At 48.3% G+C, this 3,386-nt stretch carries 2 rRNA genes; both read left to right on the top strand.

Annotated features, from left to right (window positions below):
* The first annotated feature begins 224 nt into the window (after nucleotides 1-224).
* Nucleotides 225-3,112, top strand: a 23S ribosomal RNA gene (locus tag QSJ47_RS08020).
* Between the two features lie 154 nt (nucleotides 3,113-3,266).
* Nucleotides 3,267-3,382, top strand: a 5S ribosomal RNA gene (rrf, locus tag QSJ47_RS08015).
* Nucleotides 3,383-3,386 lie beyond the last annotated feature (4 nt).

Raw genomic sequence — 3,386 nt, 5'->3', positions numbered from 1 at the left:
AGCCCCCCTTAAGCTTAAAACCGCTATTATCACGTTTTGCTTCTAAGAAAGCTTGCATGGAAAAGGTGAAAGCTTTTTTCTCAAAAAAGCGGACTTAAAGCGTGTTATTTGATTTATTATTGTCAATAGCCTATGTAAAGGTAAAAACTACAAAGCCAAAAGAATTATACTCAATAAGGCGGTGTGGCTCTTATGCAACGCTCTAGCGGATATGCTAGAGTGGCAAACAAGATATTAAGAGTAGATGGTGGATGCCTTGGCAAAGAGAGGCGATGAAGGACGCACTAGACTGCGATAAGCTACGGGGAGCTGTCAAGAAGCATTGATCCGTAGGTGTCCGAATGGGGCAACCCAACTTACAGCAATGTAGGTTACTCTATTTATAGAGAGCGAACCTAGCGAAGTGAAACATCTCAGTAGCTAGAGGAAAAGAAATCAACGAGATTCCCTCAGTAGTGGCGAGCGAAAGGGGATAAGGGCAAACCGGGTGCTTGCACTCGGGGTTGAGGACGGCAACATTCAAGGGGTTTTTCTAGCAAAGTTGTTTGGAAAGACAAGCCATAGAAGGTGATAGCCCTGTATGCGAAAGATAAACCCTAGATAGCCGGATCCAGAGTAGGCCAGGACACGTGAAATCCGGGCTGAAGCCGGGGAGACCACTCTCCAACCCTAAATACTACTCTTTGACCGATAGCGCACAAGTACCGTGAGGGAAAGGTGAAAAGAACCGTGGGTAACGGAGTGAAATAGAACCTGAAACCATCTACTTACAATCATTCAAAGCCCTATGATTTATCAGGGTGATGGACTGCCTTTTGCATAATGATCCTGCGAGTTGTGGTGTCTGGCAAGGTTAAGTGAAAACGAGCCGTAGCGAAAGCGAGTCTGAATAGGGCGCTTGAGTCAGACGCTGCAGACCCGAAGCCAAGTGATCTATCCATGGCCAAGTTGAAACGAGTGTAACAGCTTGTGGAGGACTGAACCCGTGCCCATTGAAACGGGCTGGGATGAGCTGTGGATAGGGGTGAAAGGCCAAACAAACTTGGTGATAGCTGGTTCTCTTCGAAATATATTTAGGTATAGCCTCAAGTCATAGCAAAGGGGGGTAGAGCTCTGATTGGGCTAGGGCTGCTCGCCGCAGTACCAAACCCTGTCAAACTGCGAATACCCTTTGTTGTATCTTGGGAGTCAGGCGGTGGGTGATAAAATCAATCGTCAAGAGGGAAACAACCCAGACTACCAACTAAGGTCCCAAAGTTCTATTCTAAGTGGAAAAAGATGTGTGGTTACTCAAACAACCAGGAGGTTGGCTTAGAAGCAGCCATCCTTTAAAGAAAGCGTAACAGCTCACTGGTCTAGTGATCATGCGCTGAAAATATAACGGGGCTAAGATAGACACCGAAGTTGTAGATTGCTCTTTTAGAGCAGTGGTAGAAGAGCGTTCTGTGCAGCGTTGAAGGCATACCGGTAAGGAGTGCTGGAGCGCACAGAAGTGAGCATGCAGGAATGAGTAGCGATAAGATGCGTAAGAATCGTATCCGCCGTAAATCTAAGGTTTCCTACGCGATGTTCGTCATCGTAGGGTTAGTCGGGTCCTAAGCCAAGTCCGAAAGGGGTAGGCGATGGCAAATGGGTTAATAGTCCCATACCAATTGCAATGTGCGATGGGAGGACGCATAAAGTTAGGTGAGCCAGCTGATGGATGTGCTGGTCGAAGGGTGTAGATTGGGAGAGTGGCAAATCCGCTCCTGTATTTGAAACCTGACAGGCTCTCTAAGGCCTTCGGGCCAAGGGGAGAATCGCTGACACTATCGTGCCAAGAAAAGTCTCTAAGTTTAGTTGCAATTGTCCGTACCGCAAACCGACACAGGTAGATGAGATGAGTATTCTAAGGCGCGTGGATGAACTCTCTTTAAGGAACTCTGCAAACTAGCACCGTAAGTTCGCGATAAGGTGTGCCACAGCAATGTGGTCTCAGCAAAGAGTCCCTCCCGACTGTTTACCAAAAACACAGCACTTTGCCAACTCGTAAGAGGAAGTATAAGGTGTGACGCCTGCCCGGTGTTCGAAGGTTAAGAGGATGGGTTAGCCGCAAGGCGAAGCTTTGAATTGAAGCCCGAATAAACGGCGGCCGTAACTATAACGGTCCTAAGGTAGCGAAATTCCTTGTCGGTTAAATACCGACCTGCATGAATGGCGTAACGAGATGGGAGCTGTCTCAAAGAGAGATCCAGTGAAATTGTAGTGGAGGTGAAAATTCCTCCTACCCGCAGCAAGACGGAAAGACCCCGTGGACCTTTACTATAGCTTAGCACTGCTAATGGGAATGCCATGCGCAGGATAGGTGGGAGGCTTTGAAGCAGACACTTTGGTGTCTGTGGAGCCATCCTTGAGATACCACCCTTGGCGTTTTTGTTAGCTAACTGGCCTAAGTCATCCTTAGGCAGGACAATGCTTGGTGGGTAGTTTGACTGGGGCGGTCGCCTCCTAAAAAGTAACGGAGGCTTACAAAGGTTAGCTCATGGCGGTTGGAAATCGCCAGTTGAGTGTAATGGCACAAGCTAGCTTAACTGCAAGAGAGACAACTCAAGCAGAGACGAAAGTCGGTCATAGTGATCCGGTGGTTCTCGTGTGGAAGAGCCATCGCTCAAAGGATAAAAGGTACCCCGGGGATAACAGGCTGATCTCCCCCAAGAGCTCACATCGACGGGGAGGTTTGGCACCTCGATGTCGGCTCATCGCATCCTGGGGCTGGAGCAGGTCCCAAGGGTATGGCTGTTCGCCATTTAAAGCGGTACGCGAGCTGGGTTCAGAACGTCGTGAGACAGTTCGGTCCCTATCTGCTGTGGGCGTAGGAAAGCTGAGGAGAGCTGTCCCTAGTACGAGAGGACCGGGATGGACATGCCACTGGTGCATCAGTTGTTCTGCCAAGAGCACCGCTGAGTAGCCACGCATGGTTGTGATAAGAGCTGAAAGCATCTAAGCTCGAAGCCAACTCCAAGATGAGCTTTCCCTGAAGCTCGCATGAAGACTACATGTTTGATAGGGTGGGTGTGTAAGTGCAGCAATGCGCTCAGCTAACCACTACTAATAGAGCGTTTGGCTTGTTTGCTTGCTTAAGAGCTTCACTGCCTTATTGAGTGTAATGAAGGCTTGTAGAAAGACCCACATAGACTATTGATTTAAAGCGTTGCTTTTAAAGTTTGCTTTTTTAAATAAAAATGCTAGAATGGCGTTTTTATTGAAAGCTTTAAGGCTACGCTTTTTCCCGTGTCCCTAGAAGAGAGGAAATACCCAGCCCCATCCCGAACCTGGAAGTCAAGCTCTCTTACGCCGATGATACTGCATTTTTCAAGTGTGGGAAAGTAGGGTGATGCGGGGGGTTT

Source organism: Helicobacter sp. NHP22-001 (assembly GCF_030270165.1).
Lineage (GTDB): Bacteria > Campylobacterota > Campylobacteria > Campylobacterales > Helicobacteraceae > Helicobacter > Helicobacter gastrofelis.
This window is presented reverse-complemented; position numbering and strand designations above follow the sequence as displayed.